Here is a 23241-nt window from a genome sequence, read left to right as displayed (position 1 = left end):
TATTTTATTCATCATATTCTAAGTAAAATGAATTTTATTGTTTTGATCTGTTTTAAGCATAGAACAGTTGAAATAATATGTAACATTAGTGTCATAAGATAACGCTAAAACTATAAAAACTAAATTTGAAAGGTTATTCGTGTGAGCAACAATACATCAAATGATAAGCAAGGAAGCATAAGAGCGAGAAGTGAAGCCGTCATTTTGGCCGCCGCGCAAAAAGAATTTATATTACAAGGCTATAAAGGTGCGACAGTACAGTCAATTGCCGATTCTGCTGGTTTACCAAAAGCCAATGTACTTTATTACTTTAAAAATAAAGAAAATATCTACCACGCAGTATTACAGCTAACACTTGATACATGGGATCAAGGTATAGGCGATATTGACACCAGCGAAGGTCCTGTTGTTGCAATTGAAAAGTTTATCGCTGCAAAAGTTAAAATGTCATTTGAGCACCCGCAAGCGTCAAAAATTTATGCCATGGAAATTATCCAAGGTGCGTTACATTTAAAAGAATTTGCTCGCACCTATTTACGTCAATGGGTTAGAGAAAAAGCAAAAGTATTCCAAGTTTGGATTGATAACGGCGAAATGGCCAATGTTGACCCGGTTAAACTTATCTTTTTAATTTGGTCTTCCACACAGCACTACGCTGATTTTGAACAACAAATTTTGACCATTATGAACCGTGCCGATTACGAAGAAGATGATGTTACACAAGTTACAGAGTTTTTAACTGATTTTATTTTACGTGGCTGTGGCCTCAAATAAGGAATAAAAGTGCGCTTACTAACAACCGCCATTGCAACAACTATTTTACTTACTACTGGGTGCAATATGATTAGTTCAAAACAGTCAGAGCCGACTAAACTACGCATTGCTACTTTTAACGTAAGTATGGAGGCGCTCAACTACTTGTCCGCTGAGCAAACTAATAAGGTAAGTGGCAATGAGTTAGCCTTGGCTTTAAAGGAAGATCGTCAACAAATTAAAAATGTTGCTGAAATTATTCAACGGGTTAACCCTGACATAATTTTACTAAACGAATTTGACCGCAATGATAACTCACATCGCTCGTTGCAAACATTTATAAAAAGCTACCTAAACAAGCCTCAAAATGGCAACAATAGTGTTGACTACCCTTACTTTTATCAAGGGCCTGTAAATACTGGTGTGGCGACAAAATATGATTTAAATAACGACAGTAAATTAGGTCAGCTTCCTAACGATGCTTATGGTTATGGCCACTTTCCCGGTCACTTTGCTATGGCGTTATTGTCAAAGTACCCGATTGATGAAGAGAAAATTAGAACGTTTCAAAAGTTTAAATGGCAAGATATGCCAAATGCACTAATACCGATTGACCCTGAAACCAATCGTCCATGGTATAGCGAGCAAGCTTGGAACGACTTTCGTTTATCTTCAAAATCACACTGGGACATTCCGGTAACGATTAACAATAAAACATTACATGTATTGGCCAGTCACCCTACTCCACCAGTTTTCGATGGCCCAGAAGACAGAAACGGCAAGCGAAACTTTGATGAATTAAGATTCTGGATTGATTATTTAACGCCAAGTGCTAGCAGTTATATTTATGATGACAAAAAGCAGTATGGCGGCTTAGCACAAGATCAAGCCTTTGTTATTCTTGGCGACCTAAATGCTGATGCCATTGACGGTAATGCTATTAAGTCCGGAATACACCGCTTAACCCATCACCCTAGGGTTAATGATCCTAAACCAGAAAGCGAAGGTGGAAAGTATCACAAAATTGACAACCCTAATGCAAAAAATCACACCGCATTTTGGGGAATGCGTGCCGATTATGTACTGCCAGCGAAAGCTCAAATGACTGTACTTGATTCCGGCATATTTTGGCCAAAAGCTGATTCAGCAGAATTTAGATTAATTAAAGACCGAGCCGCATCGTCTGATCATCGCCTAGTTTGGGTTGATGTTGAATTAAAGACACAATAAACATGATTGAATAATTGCCATTAACCGCAATTATTCAGCACATAACAAACCGGAAAAACACATGAGAAAATTCGTTCCTAGTATTTTAGCCAGCGTAATGTTGATGTCTTGTAGCCAAATACAAGCCAATAATGTTAGTAATGCTTCAACAGATAGCGATAGTCCGAAAAACATTATTATGATCGTTGGTGATGGTATGGGGCCAGCCTATACCACAGCATATCGCTATTTTAACGACAACCCAGATACCGCTGTAATTGAACAGACTGTTTTTGATCGCCATTTAGTTGGCAGCAGCAGTACCTATCCGGCGAGAGTTTCAGGTTATGTTACTGATTCAGCTGCTGGCGCAACAGCACTTGCCACAGGCACTAAATCATACAACGGTGCTATCGGTGTTGATGTTAATAAAAAACCGGTTGAATCTGTTTTAGTTTGGGCAAAAAAACAAGGTAAGAAAACCGGCATGGTAGTTACCTCACAAATTAACCACGCAACTCCTGCTTCTTATTTAGCGCATAACGAAAGTCGTCATAACTATGACGAAATAGCAGATAGCTATTTAGCTGCACATGAAAATATCGATGTATTACTTGGCGGTGGTTGGCAATACTTTATCCGCGAAGATAAAAATTTAGTTGAAGCATTCAAAGCTGAAGGTTTCAGTTACATCGATAATTACCAGCAGCTTGCAACACTACCAAACAATAAAAAAGTATTAGGGTTATTTGCAGATAAAGGCCTTCCTTGGGCATTAGATGACAGCAATAAACATCGTCTATCTGCTATGGTAAAACCTGCTATTTCTCAATTAGAAAATAAAAATGGCTTTTTTATGCTAATTGAAGCCAGCCAAGTTGATTGGGGCGGACATAGCAATGATATTGCCGTAGCTATGGCGGAAATGGATGACTTAGCAAAAACACTTGAATATTTAGAAGGCTATGTTGAGAAAAACCCAGATACTCTGGTGATACTTACTGCAGACCATAGTACAGGTGGCTTTACTATAGGACAAGGTGGCAAATACTTATGGCAACCTGAAGTGCTGCGCAGCATGACCATGTCACCTGATACAATTGCTAAGAAGTTAGCAATACAAGAAATAACAGCAAAAAAAGCGAGTGAATTGCTTAATTTTGAAATAACTGAAGCAGAAGCCGGACAATTAATAGCAACCAAAAAATCTTTAGCAGATGCTTTAATCTCTTATAACAAGCTGTCAAAAGCAGAAAAAGTCAAAATGAAAAAACCTACAGCACAACGTTTATTACGTCAACATATCAACCGCATTATCGACCAACGTAGCATTACGGGTTGGACAACCTTTGGTCATACTGGTGTTGACGTTCCGGTATTTGCTATGGGTAAACAAAAAGAACTTTTTCAAGGCTTAAGTGACAATACAGAAATCGCCAAAAACATATTTCAATTACTCGGTAAAAAATAGTTTTTCCCTAAAGTTACTTTCTAAATTAAAAACGCCGAATATATTTTATTCGGCGTTTTTAATTATTGCGCTATATGTGCCTGATTTTAATAATGCAGCTGAATTGTGTTGCCGTGCTGAACTGCTCCTCACCGCTCCTAAACGTTTTGCTGAGCACGCAGCGAAGAAAATGGTGCTGACAGTTTTACCATTGCCAATTCATGATCCTCCTTTTACATACCCATTGTTTTGACATGAAAGCATAAGTATAAATGACATGTGCAGGTGCCAATAACCAGTGTTTATCGATTAATACTGCGCCCCCTTGAAATGGCATATCAACAAAAAACTGAGGTACGTTATCAACCTTATACAAGTTGGGATCTACGTCATGTCTTATAACTACCGCATGCAAATGAAAGGTGACGAATAATAGCAGTAAAGCCGAGAGGTATATCACAATCAAATCCTTATTAAGGTTTGTTTTTATTAGTTTTAATCAACTTTAATAGATTCATTTTGCGAGTTTTATAGGCATTATTTTCAACGTTTTCTACAATGCTTTTCTTAATGACTAAATTTCTCATTTCCAACGCTTTATCTAGCTCTCCATTAGCTTCATAGCCATCAGCCAAGCTATCATAGGCGTCAGCTTTATAAGGATAACTCTTTACATTTTCCTTAAAAATAGCGATTGCTGTAGCAAAGTCTTTTTTATTCAACACGCTATAAGCTACTCCATTAATGGCTCCGTAGCTTGGCTTTATTTCATAGCCGTAGATTTTGGATTGTTTCTTGTAGAACTCTTTGACTGCTGGCATTCCTTTAGCAATAGTCTCTTGACTCGGGCGTAATGTCGAATATAGCTTTTGAAAAGCTAATGAGTGTCCTGCAAGAGCAGTAGTATTGTGGGTTTCGGATATATCTAAATCTGAATTAAATTTAAATTCTTTTCGGCTCTGTGAATTAAGTAATTTTGTATATCGCTCATATGAACTCAACATATGAACGCCCTCATTCCCCATATTCACATAAAGATATGTGTATAATTCGTCTGAATTTTTCAAAAAGCTTTCTGCTTTCTTGAATATGACCTGCGTATGCCACCATAAGCTCGGGCTGAATGCGAAGTGCGCTTGAAATAGCTCGGGTCTTGATTGTAAAGCATAGATAGCAAGCAATCCTCCTAAGGAGTGGCCTGAGATTATTTTAAAATTGTTAGCACGGTATTTTTTATTAATATATGGACTAAGTTCTTTTTCAATGAAATCAAGAAAGTCATCTGCACCACCTGAAATACCCCATTCGTTGTAGCTTTCATCATAGGTAGGAGTGAAATCTCTTGTTCGATGTGTGTTTTTTATCGCGATTACAATCATCTCTTGCGCCATATTAGATTGATTCAGTAAATCTAAAGTGCCAACGGTATGAGCAAAGTTTCTTTGCCCGTCCAATAAATAGAGCACAGGATAATCAAGCATTTTATTTTGATTATAGTTGTTGGGTAAATGTATTAATAAATCTCGTTGTTCTGACAAAATGGTTGAATACAAGCTGTCAGTGTTTGAAGTGCCGCGTACATTGGCTTTTGTTTCCTCGACACAAATTAAAAACACAAAGAGTAGAGTTGCTATCTGTTTAAACATAAATTTTCCATTATCTTATTAATATTAGAGGGATAATGTGACAAGTAACCTTTGAAAAGTAATGAAGTTGTAGGGAAAAAAGGTGATGAAAAGGTGATTTTTACGAATCAGTCGGCAAATTAGAGAACTGAAGCTAATTCTTTTTTCAATATAGCTATCGGTATGATATCGTTTGAATGAGAGTGATGATTTTGGGTTTTATTATAGTAGGTTATGATCAAATTTGGCGAGTATATACTCGATGTAGAACATTCACGTTTACTAAATGCTAGTGATAATTCCGAAATACTTATAGAGCCTAAAATATTTGAATTACTGCGGCTATTTGTTGAACGTCCAAATGCGGTTATCTCAAGACAAAATATACTTGACCAATTATGGGCGGGCTCTGTCGTTACAGACAATGCCATCAATAAGTTAATAGGTAACCTTCGCAAGCTACTGGGTGATGATGCTAAAAAGCCGCATTACATTCAAACTGTACCTAAACGGGGATACCGTCTCGTTTGTGATATTGAAACACTAGAATGCATCGCTTCACGTCAAAATGATTTAACCCAAAATAGTTCAAATTTAATTAATGAAAACACAGCCCAAATGGCCTCATTTGGTTTTTTGGAAAAAAAGTGGAAAACTCATATAGGGATTTCTTTTACTGTTATTTTGGTCATTGCTTTAAGCTATTTCATGATATTTAAAGCTAGTACCAAAAGTTCCTCAAATATTAGTTACTCGGTAGCATTAACGCGAGATCAAGGTGCAGAGCTGTCTCCTATAATGCATCCAAACAATACGCACTTATATTATTTGAAAGCAAATGATGACCATAAAAGTCTTGAGCTATGGCTAAAAAATATTGACACCTCAGTCACTAACCAAGCAAAAATAGCAGGCAATATTAGTCAAATCATTTCTATCATTAATGACAGTAATGCAAATCAAACTACCATTTTTTACCTTGATATTTTGGAGAATAAATGCGGAGTTTATCAAGAGTTTTTACCAGCGCCAGAAGAGCTAAATCAAATAAGTAAAGCATCCAAAAAGCTATTTGATTGCAGTAATAAGAGAGTCAAAGATATAGATTATCATGTTGGTCAAAATACCTTTTATTATGCTGCTCAACCTAAGAATTATTGGCCGAATCAAATTTATGCTTTTGATGTTGATACTGGCGAGCACAGGATTGTTACTCAACCACACCCCAAGGGCTGGGGACACCATAGTCTTGATATATCCCCTAATGGCAAGAAACTTTTAGTAATGAGCACTGATAGTGACTACAAAACGCAGTTACTGTCGCTAAATTTATCGGATAACAAAATAACAAAAGGTATTAAGTTTGAAAAGCCAGTGTATGAGGCTATATGGCATCATAACTCAGAGCAAGTGTATTACTTTGCATCTCCACCTGCCCAGCGAATCATCAAAAGTGACATAAATGGCGAAAATGCTACTGAAGTTATCAATATATCAGAAGAAATATTACCAAAGCTTGCAAGGTTGCCTGACGGGAAAAATATACTCTTTAGTACAGAGAACAAAAACTATAACAATCGCTGGTTAATTTCGTCCAACAACATCAACTCTATTGATAATTCATCAGTGCTTGATGTTTATCCCGCACTATTTCACAAAAGCGATAAGTATTTATTCGTTTCAAAACGAAGTGGCCGTATGCAATTATATTTAGCAAACAATCAATATAAGCAGGCTAAAGTAGTCACTAATTTACCTAATTCTCATTGGCTCAAATATGTTGCAATTTCTGAAAACGATAAACATGCTTTATTAAATGTTGATAACAAGGTTTATCAAGTTCCCATAAGTGAACTAAGCCCAAATAAACCATTGACTGCGTTTAAGTCAAAACATTTAATTTATCAAAGTAAAAACCCAATCATTGCTTTGGATTGGCTTGCAAGCCAGAGTGTGGCTATTACTCAGGTTGTTAATGGAAACCCTGAATTGGTAGTAGTCCAGCTCTCTAACAATGAAAAGCTAAAACTTGATGGAAGATGGGCGTATGGTTTGAAAGACAATGAACAACCTGAACTTGTCTATTTTATTGAACAACAAAGTAACGCCTTATACCAAGCAAGCTATTCATCCCGTGATGACAACACTCCTTCTAAACAAATAAGTTTTATTAATACGCAAATATCCTTACCAATTGATTTTTATCATGTAAAGGTCGATTCAAATAACCTTTATTACGTTAATGCAGAAAACGGTAATGAATATCTTTATGTCGTTCCAATTAATAGAAAATCTGAGCGCCGGAAACTACCATTGAATGACTTTTTTAGTTATGACATAAGTAAAGGCAACATAATAGTGAGCGACGCTAATAGCCTCGAAGGCGATGTCCATCGCACTATGTATTGAATGTCTCTTTTTAGCTCTTGGCTACCTGTCAGGTTATGCAAAAATTATCAAGCATAACTATCAGAATAGCTATGAGCTACTACAATTAAGTCTTGCGTTTAAACGCTCAAACCCTTGCTCTAAATCCGCAATTAAGTCATCAACATTTTCTAAACCAACATGTAAACGAATAAGTGGATATTCATAAGGCCACTGTGTTGCTGAGCGTAAATTTCCAACCTTAGCAATGCCAAGAATCAAACTTTCAAACCCGCCCCACGAATAGCCCATTTTAAAATGTTTCATACCATCTAAAAGCGCGGTTAGTGCTGCTTGATTACCTCTATTTAATACAAATGAAAATAAACCATTAGAGCCAGTAAAATCACGTTCAAATACTTCATGCCCAGGGCAAGACTCAAAAGCAGGATGAAGCACTGTTTCCACTTCTTCACGATTAGACAGCCATTGCGCAATTTTTAACGCACTTGCTTGATGTTGTTGTAACCTTACCGGCAAGGTTCTAATACCGCGCATAGCCAAGTATAAATCATCTGGCGAAGTGCATTGCCCCATGGTGTAGCTGCTTTCTCTAAGTTGTGGCCAATGGACTTCATTTGCGGTTGCTGTGCCTAACATTACATCCGAATGACCAACAATATATTTTGTTGCAGCTTGAATAGAAACATCAACACCATAGTCAAATGGTTGAAAATTCACCCCAGCTGACCAAGTGTTATCTAGCATTACAACACAATTATGTCGGTGCGCAACTTCTGCAATCGCTGGCACATCTTGCACTTCCATAGTGATTGAACCAGGCGATTCAAGAAAAACAACTCGGGTATTAGGCTTAATGAGTGATTCAATATCACGACCCACTAATGGATCATAATAACTGGTTTCTATACCTAACTTAGCTAAAATTTTATCGCAATAATCTCTTGTTGGTTCATAAGCGGTATCAACCATTAAAATATGATCACCAGTTTTCACAAAAGCTAAAATCGCATTGGTAATAGCGGCAGTACCTGACGGGTAAACAGCACAACCTGCACCGCCTTCTAACTCTGTCATCGCATCACTAAAGGCAAATGACGTTGACGTACCGCGACGACCATAAAACAATACCTGATTAGTTTTATTCGCCGTTGCATGTTTCATTTCTTTAACAGAATCAAATACCACGGTTGACGCGCGTTCTACAGGCGGATTTACAACACCACGCGTCCATTTGCTTTTACGACCTGCATTAATAATTTTTGTTTCTTTTTTCATCAGCCCAAGAATTCCCAACGTTAATACTGCACAAATTTAGCTATCTAGCCATCTATAGCTCTTTTATATATCGGATGGCGTAAAGAAGCACGAATTATTTTGTCATGACATAGTTTTAATTGATCTTATACCACTAACAATCAAACAAGTTCATTTGCGCGTTGGTAATTTCATCAAAATTGGTATTAATAAACGGTAATATGGCATCGGCAACCGCTTGTAATTGTCGATCAATATAAAACTGATAATCTAACGGTGCGGTCTGACACCCTTTCGCTTGTGGCCCACTGGTAGTTATTACGTACTCTATCCAGCCTTTATTTTGATACTTCAGTGGTTTGCCCTGCGTTTTGTTAATTTCGTCAGCGAGTCTTGCTGCACGAACATGAGGCGGAACATTTTTTACGTACAGCTCAAGTTTACGGCGTAATCGTTTACGATAAACTAAGTTTTCATCATGTAATCCAGACAAAGTTTCTGCAACAACTTGTTTAATATACTCCGCCACAGGTTGATCATTAAATACCATTTGGTATAGCTTTCGTTGAAACTGCTTTGCCAATTCAGTCCAATCAGTACGAACACTCTCTAATCCTTTAAATATCAGTTGTTGCTCGTTATTTTTCAAAACTAAGCCGGCATAGCGCTTTTTTGTACCAACTTCTTGTCCACGTACTGTTGGCATTAAAAATTTACTAAAATGGGTTTCAAACTCTATTTCAAGCTCGCTCACTATATTAAATTGTTCCAGTAACACCGCTTGCCACTTCTGGTTTATATAGTCCTGTAGTGTTTTGCCTAAAATTTTACTCGACTCCGGTGTTTGCTCGTCACCAATATGAACAAATATCGAGTCGGTATCGCCGTAAATCACTTGATAACCTTTTGCTTCTATCCAAGTTTTCGTGGTTTTTAACAGGCTGTGACTGCGCTTGGTAATTGAACCCGATAAACGAGGATCAAAGAAACGACACCCTGTTGAGCCCAAAATACCGTAGAAAGAATTCATAATAATTTTTATCGCTTGCGACAAAGCAGCGTTTTTTTCTATTTTTGCTTTATCACGTTCTTTCCATAGTTCGGTAATAATATTCGGTAAAAAATGTTGCTCTCGTGAAAAATACGCGCCGTCAAAGCCTTCTATAGCTGTTTCGGGCGATTTCAGACCTTCTATTAAACCCATAGGGTCGATATTAAAACTTCTGATAATGCTGGGGTACAGGCTTTTAAAATCTAGTACCAAAACATTGTTGTAAAGACCCGGAATAGAGTCCATAACAAAGCCGCCAGGTGATTCAAAGCCTTGGTCGCCATCGCCCATATTTGGCGCCACATAACCACTACGATGTAATTTCGGTAAATACAAGTTGGTAAAGGCCGCAACTGAGCCGCCAACTCTATCAATGGCTAAGCCCGTTAGCTGTGCTCGTAACATAGCAAATTCTAATAATTGGGTATGGCGAAATATCAATGATACTAAACGGCAATCTTCCAAATTATATAGTGCTAGTGCAGTTTTATTGTGGTTAAAGTTATCGGTAATTTCTTGTACGCGGTTATCAACATCATTTACTTTTTTACCTATACCTAACAAGGTATTAGCAACATTATCAAGTGAAAAGCTTGGGAAACTGTAAGTGGCAGTTTTTAATAAATCTATGCCATCTAAAATAACTCGGCCGTTTATTTCAATAAATTGTTGTTCACTGGCTATATTTTTACGCCAATGCGGTGCTCTGCCATCTCGTCCAATCGCAAATTTAATTTCATAAAGATCGTAGCGCTTTTGCAATAAGTTAAAATCAAAGTTAATGACATTCCAACCAATAATGATGTCAGGATCATATTCACTAAACCACACTAATAGACTATGTAATAATGCCTGCTCATCAACTTGCCAGATGATTTCGATATCTGCATCTGTGTTTTGTTCTTGCTCCCGCTGAGCCTCTTCACTATTAGCTATCATAAATACGCATTGACACATTTCACTGTACAAACCAATAGAATAAAGCTCTCCCGACATTGAGCATTCTATATCTAACGAAACCGTCGTTAACTGAATATCTGTTTGCAGTGCTTTATCTATGCGCTTGCATTTTACTTGTTCAAAGCGTTGATAATTTGTCTGTGATCTCGCTTGTTGGAATGGGATATTTTTTATTGGCACTTGCCGACCAGAGAAAACTAGATCAGCTGTTATAAAACGTTCCATTAAAAAGCGATCATCAGGACGAAAATCATCCTCATAGCACTTAATACCTTGTTTTTTCAAAATTTCTCTTGCTTGATAAAACTCTCTTAAGGTAGAAAAATAAACAACATTAACCTTCACTTGGTTAAACGTTTTTAAAGCGACTGGCTTAATGTGTGTAGAATTAAATTGCTGGCTTTTAAGAATACGCTGAACTGAATCAACATGCTGATGTTCAATAAAAAATACTGCACGTTCATTATTAATAATAAGCTCAACTGGGCCTTTAGGGGTTTTTAACCACAAGGTAATTTCGATTGCATTACCTAGATCACGCACTGAACGCGTTAATATAAAACCACGTTGTAAATTCACTATATTTGACTGTTCATTTAAATTTTGCGGAGAAATTTGCATTTAGTGACGAATACCAAGTGGATTAATTAGTGCAACCAATCCAAATAAACTGTTAATATATACAGCAGTGTAAATCATCTATTCTTTTTAGGAAACCACAGCCGCAATGTTAAGCGAAAAAATTAAGCAAGTTATTCGAACTTCCTATAAAAGCATAGGTGAAAACCTAAACAATTTTAACCCACGCAAACAACAAACCTTCTTAATTGCCGAAATTGCCAAAACATTAGCTGGCGAATATGACAAGCAACGCAAAATCATCACTATTGAAGCCGGCACAGGTACGGGGAAGTCACTAGCGTATGCCTTAGGTTCAATCCCATTAGCACTTAGTAGAAACAAAAAGGTATGCATTGCAACTGCCACCGTTGCACTACAAGAGCAGTTAGTTGATAAAGATTTACCGTTTTTAAAAAAACACAGCGGCCTTGATTTTAATTTCACCTTAGCCAAAGGCCGACAGCGCTATGTTTGCCGACAAAAATTATCTCAAGCTGTAACCAATGATGATAACCCTCAAGTGGGTTTTACTTTCGCGGAAAAACCACAAGCGCATGATATTAGAATGCTAAATAACATGCATAAAGCGCTGTCAGACAACTCTTGGTCTGGCGATATTGATTCTTGGCCTGATCCCGTAAATCATGTAATTTGGCAACAAATTCAAGCTGACAAACACAGCTGCTTAAAGCACTTATCTGAGCATGCACATTGTCCATTTCATAAAGCGAGAGAAACAATGGAAGCCGCTGATGTTCTCGTTGTTAACCATAGTTTGCTACTTGCTGATTTAGAACTGGGCGGCGGCAGAATTTTACCTTCACCTGAAGAGACTTTTTACATTATTGACGAAGCTCACCACCTTCCCAAGGTTACGCGTGACCACTCTAGCGCCAGCCTTACCATCAAGGGAGCCCTTGACTGGCTTGCAAAGTTACAAGAAACCGGTGACAAAATTGCAAAATTAGTAAAATCGCAAAGTGCTATTTCACCATCGATAAAATTAGCCGATGATTGTCGAGATATTCTAGCCGACATGCAAAAAGTGTTAGCTTTTATCGACAATAATCGCAGTATTTATTTCAACGATACGGCAGCAAAAAACGGCAAAAATCAAACGCCATTATTTCGTTATGAAAACGGAATAATTCCAAAGTCTTTAAAAAATTGGGCAGAAGATTTAAGTGAAAGTTCTAAAAAATCACTTAGCCATTTGAATAAGCTTTATAACCTTTTGATGGAATCGGTTAAAGATGGCGACACACAAATGTATTTAGCTGAGCCATTATTGGCTGAATCCGGCTTTATGATCCAACGGCTAGAAAATTTCAATGCACTCTGGCAAATGTACGCAAAAACCGACAGTGAAAAAGGTGCACCTATGGCGCGTTGGATGGAGCAACTTGAAAGTAAACGCAATGACTATTTATTGTGTGCGTCACCAATTGAAGTTGGCTTCACATTAGAAGATATGTTGTGGTCAAAATGTGAAGGTGCGGTTCTATGCTCGGCAACAATTTTGGCACTAAACTCTTTTGATCACTTTCGTCGACAAGCCGGTTTGCAAACTAACGATGGCAGCCAGTATCAAAAAGTTGATTCACCATTTGATTATCAAAATAATGCGCAATTAATGATAGCAAAAATGCAATATGAACCCAGTGCCGATGGCTTTACTGATGAACTTATTGAAAAGCTACCAGCGTTAATTAAGCGTGGAAAAGCAACATTAGTATTATTTTCATCCTATTGGCAAATGGATAAAGTGGTTACTGCCCTGCGTGAAAAAAATAAACTTAGTATTTTAGTGCAAGGCGAACAATCACGACAAAAAATTATCGAAACACATAAAGCACTATGCGATAAAGAAAAAGTCAGCATTATATTTGGTACGCAAAGCTTTTCAGAGGGGTTAGATTTACCTGGCAACTATTTAACCAATGTTATAATTACCAAATTGCCTTTTTCCGTGCCGTCTTCCCCTGTTGAGGAAGCACAGGCTGAATATATAACGGCAAAAGGCGGCAATCCGTTTATGTCAATTTCAGTGCCTGAAACTTCAAAAAAGCTAATTCAAGCCACAGGCCGCTTGCTTAGAAACGAAAAAGATTACGGCATTATAACCTTAATGGACAAGCGTGTTGTCAGTAAACGCTACGGTAAAGACCTATTAAATTCACTGCCGCCTTTTAAACGTATTATTGAATAAAGATTATCGCCTTTAACTTTGTAAATAAATTAACAACTCAATGCTTAACTAAACTAGTAAACTGATAACAAACTGTTTTTGGTAACATTTAGCAATTAAATAGTTTTTCATTCCAACAAAGTTATCCCGTATGATGATGTTAACTGTATTCGTTGGCTTAGGTATTTAAATGGAAAATTGGGACGATTATCGCTTAATACTCGCTGTTTATCGGGGTAAAACACTGAGAAACGCCGCGCAGCAATTGGCCTTGAATCATAGTACAGTTTCACGACGCCTAGCTAATCTTAACCAAAAATATGGTGCTGATATTTTTGATTTAACACCAAAAGGTTATGCGCTAACTGCATCGGGTAAAACGCTGCTAACTTCTGCCGAAAAAATTGAGCAACTTACCCTAAGTGATAACCGTTTAAAGAAAACTCATCAACTGGAACTAGCAGGCGAAATCAACCTTTCTATACCACCGGCTATTGGTCAATACCTTCTTTTAGAAGAACTGCACAACTTTCAGCAGCAATACCCTGAAATTATTTTGAATATGCAAACTTCATATCAATTGGCTAATTTGGATAGATCTGAGGCAGACGTGGTTATTCGGGTATCCAATCAACCATCTGAGCATTTAGTTGGCCATAGATTATTCCCCATCGCCTTAAGCTATTACGCCAGTGCACAATATCTTTCAGCAAGGCATGAAACAGAGTATCAATGGTTGACGAATATTGGTGCCAGACCGGCTTGGATTGAAAACTCTCCTTACCCAAATGCCAGCATAGCCATGCGAATAGAAGATTTAGTACTGAGACATTATGCTGCTGCACAAGGACAAGGTATGACAATGGGGGCGTGTTACATCGCTGATTCAATAAAGGGCTTACGCCGCATAGATAAAAACATGGTATTTCCTCATCAAGATATTTGGGTGCTTACTCATCCCGATTTACGCAACGTGCCACGTATAAAACTATTAATGACATTTTTAACTAATTCACTGCGAATAAAAGAAAAGCTAATTAGCGGAAAGGCTGTCTAACAGTTTTAGCAATTAGCTTTTCAAATAAGGTTAACTCTCAGATAAAAAATTCAGACTTTTTTCAGGTGCATGGAGTGCAAACGCAGATATTTCCCATCCGGTTGCTGCCTTATTTAAAAAATATGTCGCACCAGCGCGATCATAAACATCGCCATTTGCTAAAAAACGCACGGCAACATTACTTGCTATAGCAATGTTATCTGCTAATAACTTAACTTCAACATTTTCCCAAGCAACTTTACTAACTCCTTTGGCTTTTAATCTTGTTAAAAAACCTGTCACCCCTTGATTCATTTTTTCAGGTGTTAATGTTGTAGACTTACCATTACCCGAAATCAGCATTACTTGCTCTGAATACAAAACAGGAGATAACTTTAACTCCTGATTTTTTATGAAATGGTTATACTTTTTCATATAACTTTTAAATACTTGGGAAATTTCAGCTAAATCACTATCAGCTTTCTCCTTGTTTATATTGGCAGCAAATACTGTTCCTGTACTAATGATTAGCACAGCCGCTAATGTTAATTTTTTATATATATTCACGCTTTATCCTTTTATAAAAATAAACTCATCATTAAGTAAATGTAACTTAAGAGACACTATCATCTAGGAAAAAGCATGTCGTGGATTATTATGTTTTCTGCAGGTTGCAAAAATGCACCATAAAAAAACCAATGCTTAGCAAGCAAGAGATTAACGATGTTGATCAATAAGAATGGCATTACCGTCAGGATCTAAAAATGAAAAACTAGCTGGCCCTTGTTCCCCTTCAATGTTTTTACTTGTAACTTCAATTCCTTGTTGTTCAACTTTTGCCAATAATTCACGAACATCGGTAAAATTCTCAAGATTACTAGCACTTTGGCTCCAACCAGGGTTAAAAGTTAAAATATTGCCTTCGAACATGCCCTGAAAAAGGCCAATATTGGTATCGCCATTTTTCATTATTAAATATTGATGTGCTAACTCTCCGGCAAACACACTAAAGCCTAATTTTTGATAAAAGTCGCGTGATTTTTCTAAATCCTTTACTGCTAAACTGACAGAAAAACAATCTAATTTCATAATTTATTCTCCAATACTTTTATATTGTCATGCGTTAAAACATTAGTCCCACTGCAATAGTTAAAACTGCAATGGGACCATAGTTCTCTTCAACTTAACCTACTTAGGTAAATTTTATTGCCTATGTGCAAGTAAAGTGTCGTGTACTTGTTATTTGGTAATTAACCAAATGGCATGTAAAACACCCGGGATAAAGAAAAACAAACATAAAATTATGTTGATCAGCAAACCTTTTCCAACCCCAGACTTAAGAAAAACAGCTACAGGCGGTAAAAAAATGGCAAGAATGATATGTACTAATTTATTCATACTAACTTCCTATTTTTAATTGTTGTTATACAAAGCTAAAGTTACTGCTTAGCCACTTAATTAATAGCACAAATCGAGATTTTTGCTGGCTCAGTAAATGATATTGTTCAGCGATATTAAAATGACGAGCCAGGTTGTTGTAAAAATTCTAACTCCTCTGCAGTAGACTGACGAGCAAGTATATTATTTCGGTGTGGATAACGACCAAAACGAGCAATTATTTCTTGATGCTTTAATTCAAACGACAAGTTCGATTCATTACCTAGCTCAGTATATAACTTTATGGCCTGTTGATGGATTGCTGCTGATTCACTATGCATATAGGGTAAATACATAAAACTACGTTGATTGTCAGCGAGTGTTTTATCTGCACCTAAACTTACCGCTTCTTGTGCCAAAACCAAGGCAAGTGTATCTGATGCAAATGCTTTGGCGGTATCTCGAAAAATATTCCGAGAAAATTGATCCAGCACTAGTATTTCAGCTAACCGCCCTTGCGCAGTATTACGCCAATGAAACAGCTCGCCACAATTGGCACTTTTATGTAAATCAAGAAAACGCGCTTTTATTTCTTGATCAAAGTTTGGATCTTTTATCCACCATTGCTCTGGCGATATTTCATCAAACCAAAAATCTAGAACCGTTAGATAATTCTTCATTTATACTCACCTGATAACTCATATGTTCAACAGCTTAGACTGAAATATTCAGTAATGTCTAGCTACTGTAACGAAAACCTAGAAATAATAAAAAACCAAGGCATAAACCTTGGCTTTCACTGCAATTTAAATTCAATATAACTGGGAATAATTTAGTTTACTGTTTCTGTGTTTCACCTCCTACATTTTCCAACATAAAATCAACTAGTTAATAAATACGCGGTTTAAAAGTTCTTTGCCACTTGCGAATCACTATTTTCTGAAGACTTATTAGCTATTGCTTCATTTTTTAACTTAATAACAACTCGGCGGTCGTAAAAGCTGACTTCCTTGTCATTAGAAGCAACAACCGGTTGCTGCTCACCATAGGCAAATAAATTTATTCGTTCTGCTGCTACGCCTTGATCAATTAAGGCATTTTTAACAGCATTGATACGTGCTAACGACAATGCTTGATTTAATTCATCACTACCTTGTTTGTCGGTATAGCCTGAAAGATCAATAGTTAGTTGTGGCGATTGCTGGACGATATTCACTAACGCTGTCAATTGCTCTTGATAATGATCTTTAATTTCACTTGAGCCAGTAGAGAACTGTAAGCTCATGAGTAAGTTTTGAGCTTGCAATAGACTTGTTTTTTGATAGTTTTTTTCTAGCGCAAATAACTCTTCTTGGTACGCTTGCTCGGTGTTTGCAATTTTTTCTTGATACATAGCCAACGCCATTTCATTGCTTTGTTTCTCTTGTTGGTAAGCCGTTGATATGTGTTCAATTTCATCCTCTGCATTTATATTTTTTGCAATAAAGTTACCTGCCAAGCCAGTAATAAAAGCCCCCGCTGGGCCACCAAAAATAGCGCCAATAACAACACCTGCACCAAAACCTATTTCTTCGTTTCGCTGTGCCTCTTCAATACTAGTTGGCGAGAGCTGGGCTTGATTGTGGGATGTTGCAAATGCTGGCGTAATTGACAAAACCGAAATTAAAGCCGCACTAACTAATGTATTAGCGGTTGCTTTCTTGCCTTTAGTATTGATTGTTAAGTTTTGCGTAGTCATAGTGTTTCCCTTAATAAAAAGTAATAGTTAAATCATTGAGTATTTGAGTTTTGTTAACTCACTTATCTCGTTTTCGATAGAGCTATTAAAACGCAGGAAAACGGCCACTTACCGACGCAAAAATGACAATTCACTGAGCAAATGTGGCAAGATTATGGCAATTACAACTATTAGCAGCATCACTATGAATTATTCGATATGATGCAAACCACAGTTAATAAGGTAATCATTTAAGATGTCAAAACGAATCGCTATAGTTGAAGACGATGCAGCAATAAGAGAAAACTACGCAGACGCCCTACGATTGCAGGGATATCAAGTACAAACGTATCCAAACAAAACCACAGCTATGCAGGCTTTTGCTTTACGTTTACCTAATTTAGCAATATTAGATATTGGTTTAGAGCATGAGTATGATGCTGGTTTTGAGCTTTGCCAGTGGCTCAGAACAAAATCGAATACTTTACCCATCATATTTCTAACCGCCCGCGACAGTGACGTTGATACCGTATCAGGGCTAAGAATAGGTGCCGATGACTACTTAACCAAAGATATTAGCCTACCGCATTTAGCCGCACGCATTGCCGCCTTATTTCGTCGACAAGATGCCTTAGGCAAGCCACAACAAACTGATCACTTATTAAAACTAGATGCCTTAACTATTGATAGTCAGCGTATGACGATACAATGGAGAGAAGAGTTAGTTGATTTAACCATCACCGAGTTTTGGATGCTCTATGCATTAGCAAAGCACCCTGGCCATGTAAAAAATAGAAGCCAGTTAATGCAAGATTCAAAAATCTATGTTGATGACTCCACTATCACTTCACATATCAAGCGGATCAGAAAAAAGTTTACCCGAATAGACGCAAAATTTAATTGCATTGATACCGTTTACGGCATGGGATATCGATGGAATCAAAGCCAAGTGCTTGAGCAGTCCACTGCGAACGAGCAAGGTCAATAACAACTAATGACGATGAAATGGCGCTTTGGCTTAAGAAGCAAATTACTTTTACTTTCTAGTTTTCTCTTTACCATTCCTTGGTTTGGCTACCAATACGTTTGGGAAATGGAAAAGTACCTGCGTTATGGTCAAGAACAAACCATTATTGGTACAGCAAGAGCATTAGCCACCGCAATGCATGAAAGAGCCAATTTATTTAACAATCAGGCGAGCTTTTTACCCAGCGTAGAAAAAGGTAAAGATTTATATAGTTATGCCTTATCTGCCCCTATTCAGTTAGACGGCTTAAATAACGATTGGCCTGACTTTGCCAACAAGGCTCATTTTTATCAGCAAAACAACCAACTTTATACGCAACTGCCACCCGAACAGTTATCTGTGAACTTTACTGCCGCTGTAGGCACATATGGCAAGTATCTGTATTTATATTTTTCAGTTAACGACAACGAAGTTATTTATCGCAATAGCAACGCCCGTAGTATTGTTAAAAATGATCACTTAGAACTTGCTTTTATTAATCCAAAAGGCGTATTTAGTCGCTTTATTATCAGTAACAAAACCACCGGTTGGATTGATGCCTATCGTATTACCGACATTGAAAACAATATTCCAGTTCCGGCAACACAAATTCAAGGCCATTGGCGAGACACAAATCAAGGCTACAATGTTGAAATTAGACTACCACTGACAGAATTTAACGACCATATAGCATTTGCAGTGCATGATGTTGACAAAAACTTAGGCAATATTGTTAGCTCTCTCGGCTCTGCTGACCCTAGCTCTAGAGAAACCTTAGGCACAATATTGGTACCGTCGCCAGAAATTGAGCGTATTGTAAAAGGCATGAGTTATACTAACTCGAGTATTTGGGTGGTTGACCAACATCACAGAGTATTGGCAAGAGCCGGAGATATCAAACAAGCCAGCGGCGTATGGAATAAGCGCATTAATAGCAGTAACAATGAGGCAATTTCAAATAATCCTATTTGGGCTGGTATTAAAAATACTTGGTATAGTGTTGAAAAAAACTGGCTAAAGCCTTTTTATGAGAAAATTCTCACGCAACCACCGCGTAACTTTATTGATCAGCTCTACGACTCTGAAAACCTAACGGGCAAACACATAGAAAGCGCCTTGAGCGGTAACCCTATGTCGCAGTGGCGACTATCAACCGATCAAAAAGCCGTTGTACTGTCTGCGGCTTACCCGATATTTATCGACGAAAGTGTCAAAGGTGTGGTGATAGTCGAAGAAACCACTAATGGTATTCGTACCCTTAGAAACCAAGCGCTTGAGAAGCTATTTAGTTCGATACTGGCCATTATGTTACTTGGCGCACTGGCATTTTTCCTATTCGCTTCTCGTATTTCTAATCGTATCAGAACTTTAAGTAATCAAGCTGAGCTTGCTATTGATGAACACGGCAGAATTAACGGTAACGTTGACACTTCTACTACCAATGATGAAATTGGCGATTTATCACGAAGTTTTGCCACCGCGGTTAATCGCCTTGGCCAATACAATCATTATTTGGAGAATATGTCGTCTCGGCTTTCACACGAATTACGCACCCCAATAGCAGTTGTTCGCACATCGTTAGAAACTTTAGCCATGCAGCACCAAAGCCTAAATCATAATGATGGCATGGATGAAAACGCACAGGAACATGAAAATCCATATTTAACCCGAGCACAACGTGGTGTTGAAAGACTTAGCCTTATTTTAACCAATATGAACGAAGCGACACGTATTGAACAAATATTGCAAAACACCGATAAAACTCAGTTCGACCTTGGTGAAGTGATTAATGGCTGTATGCAAGGTTACCAGCTAATTTATCAAGATATTAACTTTAGCTATAGTAATATTCCTGAAGGACAATACCGAATAAACGGCTCACCTGAACATATTGCACAACTACTTGATAAAGTTATCGCCAACGCGGTTGAATTTTCTGACGATCAAAAAGTAGCGTTAGCATTTGCTCAACAAGCACAAGAATGTATTATCGCCATTAAAAATACTGGCGCTTTGTTACCAGAACAGATGAGTGAGCAGCTTTTTGATTCCATGGTATCGATTCGGCAAAAGCACAATAATGAACAGCCCCATTTAGGCTTAGGTTTATATATTGCTCGTTTAATTTGTCAGTTTCATCGAGGTTCGATTAAAGCTGTAAATAACACCCTTGCTGACGGTGTCGACGTAATAATTACTTTACCATTAGCAAAATAAACATGTCGTGTTTCAATATTTAGATTAACAATTTAATCTGCTATACGTTGAAATTTATAGTCGACAAAACTCTCACTATTTTTCTGCTGGAAAATAATAAACACGGTTAATTTTGTCACCAATAAATTCGTAAACCGACAACGCACGTTGAGATTTTACACCATTAGCCCCCTGCCAACTTGCCATTTCGATAGCACTGATACGATTTTTTGTCACAATAATATTGGATACTTCTGAACGGCAAGTCGGACACGACTTAAAATAATCATTCATACTTTGAATTAAATTATCTTTGCCCTGTACTTCTAGCAAAATATTTTCTCCATCAACACTTAGCCATTGCACATTTTCAGTAACAAATGTCGCCATTGCCTTGCTATTTTGAGCATTAAAGCTTTTAACAAATTGTTCAACGGTAGTGGCATGTGAAGAAGTGACTTCATTGGCATGAGCTTCTGAAATAAATATTACAAACAACGTCAGTAGTAAAACCTTGAAAACATTCATAATTTATCCCGTAATAGGTTTATCCCAGAAGCTAGCTGTACTCATTAACTATAATAAGCTTCAACTGTGCCTTTCATTTTCATTAACAAAGGTTGTCCGCGGCGATCTAGAGCTTTCGGTGATGGTATTTTCACCCAACCTTCACTAATACAATATTCTTCAACATCAGTGCGCTCTTTGCCATTCAAACGGATACCAATATTATGTTCGAAAATTTCTGCAACATGGTACTTGCTACGCGGGTTACCTGATAAGCGATCGGGTAATTCCGGTAATGATTTTTCCTCGTTCATATTCTTGCCCTGCAATTAATAAAAGTGCGCCATTCTAGACAATATAGTCCTTGTACTCAAGGCGTTAGCATCAGCTCAAGGCTTTATAATAATCTAACGCATAGACTTTTATCGCAGTAGTCTCCTGCTATTCAATACCGATATATTTATGAACCTGAACTGACAAGCGCCAATTATTTTCAATACAAGTAGCAATGGCGAGTTCCGTTGCTCTTTGCTTTTGGCTGATGGGTTGTAAATACACTTGCTTATTTTCAACCTTAAATCGCGCTAGTAACTTTTTTAAATCATCAATATGTTGCTCTGTTGCCACTGGGTGCTTAATTTCATTTGCCCTTTGCATTGCACTGGCTAGAATATCGTAGCCGCCACGCATATTAACTTTCGGAGAAACTGTTACCCAACAATTATGCGATACGCGAATGTCGAAAGTCCCCGATGTTTCAACCTGACAGCTATAACCAAGTGCTTCAAAATACTCACATAATTTTGTTAAATCGTACATGCACGGCTCACCACCGGTAATAACAATATGCTTAGCTTTAAAACCTTGTTGCACAAAAATATTGGCAATATCATCTAGCGACAAGTTTGACCATTGCTCGGTTTCTTCTGATTTACTCAGTAGCTGTTGACTGGAAATTTCTAATTCAGGATGAATTTCCCACGTATGTTTGGTGTCACACCACGAGCAGCCTACGGGGCAACCTTGTAGGCGAAGAAAAATAGATGGTTGGCCAGTAAAAGAGCCCTCACCTTGCAAAGTTTCAAACAATTCATTTATTTTATAACGTGTGGTCATTACTTTAATGCTTAGATAATTTCGAGTAGAATGCGCAAGTTTTTATTATACCTCAAGAGATAAACAATTATGAGTAATAAAGTTGTGGTAATTTTTTCCGGTGGCATGGATTCATTCACCGTTCTTAATCGTGCCCTAAAAGACGGTAAAGAAGTTTACGCTCTAACTTTTGATTACGGCCAAAAGCATGTCAAGGAAATAGCTTGTGCCAGTAAGGTTTGCCAACAACTTAATGTTGCTCATAAAATTATTGATATTTCAGCTATAAACCAATTACTTGCGGGCTCTTCATTAACAGATGACATAGCAATTCCTGAAGGACACTATGAAGCAGAAAATATGAAATCAACCGTAGTGCCAAATCGTAATATGATTTTACTGTCTTTAGCGGTAGGTTATGCGGTTTCTGTGAAAGCGTCACAAGTTTATTATGGCGCCCATTCGGGTGATCACGCCATATACCCTGATTGTCGCCCTGAATTTGTCATGAAAATGAATGACGTTTGCCAAATTGCAAACTACGAAGCCGTAGAAATTTTCAGCCCTTACTTAACCGTCAGCAAAACTGATATTTTAACCGACGGATTAAAAATGGGTTTAAGCTACGAAAATACCTGGACGTGTTACAACGGCCGTGAAAAAGCCTGCGGCAAGTGTGGCGCGTGTCAAGAACGCTTAGAAGCCTTTGCCGACAATAACGCGATTGATCCATTAGCATACGAAGTGTAATTGATAGAACAATACATAGATATTATGATCATATAGGCTCTTTTACGTCTTTGTA

Annotated in this window: 21 protein-coding genes; 9 read left to right on the top strand and 12 right to left on the bottom strand. The window is 37.6% G+C overall.

The window, feature by feature from the left end; all coding sequences use genetic code 11:
* Positions 1-141 precede the first annotated feature (141 nt).
* The 3 genes from AC27HL_RS14845 (at position 142) to AC27HL_RS14835 (ending at position 3433) form a co-directional block, all read left to right on the top strand.
* Entirely contained in the window at positions 142-774 is a 633-nt protein-coding gene (locus AC27HL_RS14845; RefSeq protein ID WP_487081824.1) for a TetR family transcriptional regulator C-terminal domain-containing protein, read from the top strand.
* 3 nt (positions 775-777) lie between these two features.
* Complete coding sequence (locus tag AC27HL_RS14840) at positions 778-1983, top strand: endonuclease/exonuclease/phosphatase family protein (RefSeq protein WP_487081949.1); 1206 nt, start codon at positions 778-780, stop codon at positions 1981-1983.
* Positions 1984-2044: 61 nt separating this feature from the next.
* A complete protein-coding gene (locus AC27HL_RS14835) occupies positions 2045-3433 on the top strand; it encodes an alkaline phosphatase (protein ID WP_487081823.1) in 1389 nt (462 codons plus the stop codon).
* Positions 3434-3617: 184 nt separating this feature from the next.
* On the opposite strand, the gene AC27HL_RS14830 is transcribed toward AC27HL_RS14835, so the two are convergent.
* Complete coding sequence (locus tag AC27HL_RS14830; protein ID WP_487081822.1) at positions 3618-3872, bottom strand: hypothetical protein; 255 nt, start codon at positions 3870-3872, stop codon at positions 3618-3620.
* A 13-nt stretch (positions 3873-3885) separates the two neighbouring features.
* On the bottom strand, positions 3886-5058 hold the full coding sequence (locus AC27HL_RS14825) for an alpha/beta hydrolase-fold protein (protein WP_487081821.1): 1173 nt from the start codon (positions 5056-5058) through the stop codon (positions 3886-3888).
* Positions 5059-5271: 213 nt separating this feature from the next.
* Here AC27HL_RS14825 and AC27HL_RS14820 point away from each other — a divergent pair, with 213 nt between their 5' ends.
* Positions 5272-7446, top strand: a complete 2175-nt coding sequence (locus AC27HL_RS14820) for a winged helix-turn-helix domain-containing protein (protein ID WP_487081820.1) — start codon at positions 5272-5274, stop codon at positions 7444-7446.
* Positions 7447-7515: 69 nt separating this feature from the next.
* On the opposite strand, the gene AC27HL_RS14815 is transcribed toward AC27HL_RS14820, so the two are convergent.
* Positions 7516-8703: a cystathionine beta-lyase gene (locus tag AC27HL_RS14815; protein ID WP_487081819.1), complete on the bottom strand. Its 1188-nt coding sequence runs from the start codon at positions 8701-8703 to the stop codon at positions 7516-7518.
* A 133-nt stretch (positions 8704-8836) separates the two neighbouring features.
* Entirely contained in the window at positions 8837-11314 is a 2478-nt protein-coding gene (locus AC27HL_RS14810) for a DNA polymerase II (protein ID WP_487081818.1), read from the bottom strand.
* Positions 11315-11420: 106 nt separating this feature from the next.
* Between AC27HL_RS14810 and dinG the strand changes: the two genes are divergently transcribed.
* Entirely contained in the window at positions 11421-13523 is a 2103-nt protein-coding gene (dinG, locus tag AC27HL_RS14805) for an ATP-dependent DNA helicase DinG (RefSeq protein WP_487081817.1), read from the top strand.
* A gap of 169 nt (positions 13524-13692) precedes the next feature.
* Entirely contained in the window at positions 13693-14559 is an 867-nt protein-coding gene (locus tag AC27HL_RS14800) for a LysR family transcriptional regulator (RefSeq protein WP_487081816.1), read from the top strand.
* A gap of 30 nt (positions 14560-14589) precedes the next feature.
* Here the strand turns inward: AC27HL_RS14800 and AC27HL_RS14795 are convergent, their stop codons facing one another.
* The 5 genes from AC27HL_RS14795 to pdsO form a co-directional block, all read right to left on the bottom strand.
* Positions 14590-15105 (bottom strand): DUF6841 family protein, encoded by a 516-nt coding sequence (locus AC27HL_RS14795; protein ID WP_487081815.1) that lies wholly within the window; start codon positions 15103-15105, stop codon positions 14590-14592.
* A gap of 150 nt (positions 15106-15255) precedes the next feature.
* Positions 15256-15627 (bottom strand): VOC family protein, encoded by a 372-nt coding sequence (locus tag AC27HL_RS14790; protein ID WP_487081814.1) that lies wholly within the window; start codon positions 15625-15627, stop codon positions 15256-15258.
* 150 nt (positions 15628-15777) lie between these two features.
* Complete coding sequence (locus AC27HL_RS14785; protein ID WP_487081813.1) at positions 15778-15936, bottom strand: YqaE/Pmp3 family membrane protein; 159 nt, start codon at positions 15934-15936, stop codon at positions 15778-15780.
* A 116-nt stretch (positions 15937-16052) separates the two neighbouring features.
* A complete protein-coding gene (locus tag AC27HL_RS14780; RefSeq protein ID WP_487081812.1) occupies positions 16053-16595 on the bottom strand; it encodes a DUF924 family protein in 543 nt (180 codons plus the stop codon).
* Between the two features lie 224 nt (positions 16596-16819).
* Entirely contained in the window at positions 16820-17653 is an 834-nt protein-coding gene (gene pdsO / locus AC27HL_RS14775) for a sortase-associated OmpA-like protein PdsO (RefSeq protein WP_487081811.1), read from the bottom strand.
* A gap of 235 nt (positions 17654-17888) precedes the next feature.
* Between pdsO and pdsR the strand changes: the two genes are divergently transcribed.
* Together pdsR and pdsS are read left to right on the top strand one after the other, a co-directional pair.
* Positions 17889-18620 (top strand): proteobacterial dedicated sortase system response regulator, encoded by a 732-nt coding sequence (gene pdsR, locus AC27HL_RS14770; RefSeq protein ID WP_487081810.1) that lies wholly within the window; start codon positions 17889-17891, stop codon positions 18618-18620.
* A 12-nt stretch (positions 18621-18632) separates the two neighbouring features.
* Entirely contained in the window at positions 18633-20855 is a 2223-nt protein-coding gene (pdsS, locus tag AC27HL_RS14765; protein ID WP_487081948.1) for a proteobacterial dedicated sortase system histidine kinase, read from the top strand.
* Between the two features lie 75 nt (positions 20856-20930).
* Here the strand turns inward: pdsS and AC27HL_RS14760 are convergent, their stop codons facing one another.
* From AC27HL_RS14760 to queE, 3 genes are all read right to left on the bottom strand, one after another.
* Positions 20931-21362 (bottom strand): nuclear transport factor 2 family protein, encoded by a 432-nt coding sequence (locus AC27HL_RS14760; protein WP_487081809.1) that lies wholly within the window; start codon positions 21360-21362, stop codon positions 20931-20933.
* Between the two features lie 44 nt (positions 21363-21406).
* Positions 21407-21655 (bottom strand): DUF3297 family protein, encoded by a 249-nt coding sequence (locus tag AC27HL_RS14755; protein ID WP_487081808.1) that lies wholly within the window; start codon positions 21653-21655, stop codon positions 21407-21409.
* A gap of 127 nt (positions 21656-21782) precedes the next feature.
* Positions 21783-22457 (bottom strand): 7-carboxy-7-deazaguanine synthase QueE, encoded by a 675-nt coding sequence (gene queE / locus AC27HL_RS14750; RefSeq protein WP_487081807.1) that lies wholly within the window; start codon positions 22455-22457, stop codon positions 21783-21785.
* Positions 22458-22526: 69 nt separating this feature from the next.
* Here queE and queC point away from each other — a divergent pair, with 69 nt between their 5' ends.
* Positions 22527-23186 carry a 7-cyano-7-deazaguanine synthase QueC gene (gene queC, locus AC27HL_RS14745; RefSeq protein WP_487081806.1) on the top strand — a complete coding sequence of 220 codons (660 nt, stop codon included), beginning with the start codon at positions 22527-22529 and terminating at the stop codon, positions 23184-23186.
* Positions 23187-23241 lie beyond the last annotated feature (55 nt).

Source organism: Colwellia aquaemaris (assembly GCF_057548755.1).
The sequence above is the reverse complement of the archived record's forward strand: the minus strand, read 5'-3'. Positions and strand labels throughout refer to the sequence as shown.

Coding starts and splice junctions, on each gene's coding strand:
- AC27HL_RS14780 (WP_487081812.1), bottom strand. CDS start 16,595: ATGAAGAATTATCTAACGGTTCTAGATTTTTGGTTTGATGAAATATCG.
- AC27HL_RS14835 (WP_487081823.1), top strand. CDS start 2,045: ATGAGAAAATTCGTTCCTAGTATTTTAGCCAGCGTAATGTTGATGTCT.
- queE (WP_487081807.1), bottom strand. CDS start 22,457: ATGACCACACGTTATAAAATAAATGAATTGTTTGAAACTTTGCAAGGT.
- AC27HL_RS14785 (WP_487081813.1), bottom strand. CDS start 15,936: ATGAATAAATTAGTACATATCATTCTTGCCATTTTTTTACCGCCTGTA.
- AC27HL_RS14760 (WP_487081809.1), bottom strand. CDS start 21,362: ATGAATGTTTTCAAGGTTTTACTACTGACGTTGTTTGTAATATTTATT.
- dinG (WP_487081817.1), top strand. CDS start 11,421: ATGTTAAGCGAAAAAATTAAGCAAGTTATTCGAACTTCCTATAAAAGC.
- AC27HL_RS14815 (WP_487081819.1), bottom strand. CDS start 8,703: ATGAAAAAAGAAACAAAAATTATTAATGCAGGTCGTAAAAGCAAATGG.
- AC27HL_RS14790 (WP_487081814.1), bottom strand. CDS start 15,627: ATGAAATTAGATTGTTTTTCTGTCAGTTTAGCAGTAAAGGATTTAGAA.
- AC27HL_RS14820 (WP_487081820.1), top strand. CDS start 5,272: ATGATCAAATTTGGCGAGTATATACTCGATGTAGAACATTCACGTTTA.
- queC (WP_487081806.1), top strand. CDS start 22,527: ATGAGTAATAAAGTTGTGGTAATTTTTTCCGGTGGCATGGATTCATTC.
- AC27HL_RS14825 (WP_487081821.1), bottom strand. CDS start 5,058: ATGTTTAAACAGATAGCAACTCTACTCTTTGTGTTTTTAATTTGTGTC.
- AC27HL_RS14810 (WP_487081818.1), bottom strand. CDS start 11,314: ATGCAAATTTCTCCGCAAAATTTAAATGAACAGTCAAATATAGTGAAT.
- AC27HL_RS14800 (WP_487081816.1), top strand. CDS start 13,693: ATGGAAAATTGGGACGATTATCGCTTAATACTCGCTGTTTATCGGGGT.
- pdsS (WP_487081948.1), top strand. CDS start 18,633: ATGAAATGGCGCTTTGGCTTAAGAAGCAAATTACTTTTACTTTCTAGT.
- pdsO (WP_487081811.1), bottom strand. CDS start 17,653: ATGACTACGCAAAACTTAACAATCAATACTAAAGGCAAGAAAGCAACC.
- pdsR (WP_487081810.1), top strand. CDS start 17,889: ATGTCAAAACGAATCGCTATAGTTGAAGACGATGCAGCAATAAGAGAA.
- AC27HL_RS14755 (WP_487081808.1), bottom strand. CDS start 21,655: ATGAACGAGGAAAAATCATTACCGGAATTACCCGATCGCTTATCAGGT.